The organism is Pseudoalteromonas sp. 0303, assembly GCF_013349995.1.
Classification (GTDB): Bacteria; Pseudomonadota; Gammaproteobacteria; order Enterobacterales; family Alteromonadaceae; genus Pseudoalteromonas.
The window spans coordinates 1-365 of the sequence record NZ_JABVXF010000184.1 but is presented as its reverse complement, the minus strand read 5'-3'; the positions used below and the strand labels follow the sequence as shown (position 1 = coordinate 365).

Annotated in this window: 1 pseudogene; it reads right to left on the bottom strand. The window is 42.7% G+C overall.

Annotated features, from left to right (window positions below):
* Positions 1-365: pseudogene (locus HUS62_RS22720) on the bottom strand (IS110 family transposase); the annotation flags it as partial.

Here is a 365-nt window from a genome sequence, read left to right as displayed (position 1 = left end):
TGCTCATCTTGTTTTACTAAACCTGTCAGTAACTCATTTAATGTTTCTTTTAATGTTGATTGCGCTTTAAATAATTCATAACACTGAGCTAGACACTCCCTTAAACCTGCGGTTAACCCATTATCGCTATCCTCTAGAATCTCAGGGATAGCTTGCCTAAACGCGCATTCTGATTGCTTGATTACAACCCCAAATTCAAGTAACAGGCCTCTGATTTGATTAGCCAGCTGTCGCTTCTGCTTTTCAGCTAAGGCGCGCATGCGCTCTATTGACTGTAAGCTTTGCTGTGCTTGCGTCAGTGATTTACACGGGCGGACATTAGGTGAGAAAGAAGCGGCAGCTATTGCAATGACATCATTTGCATC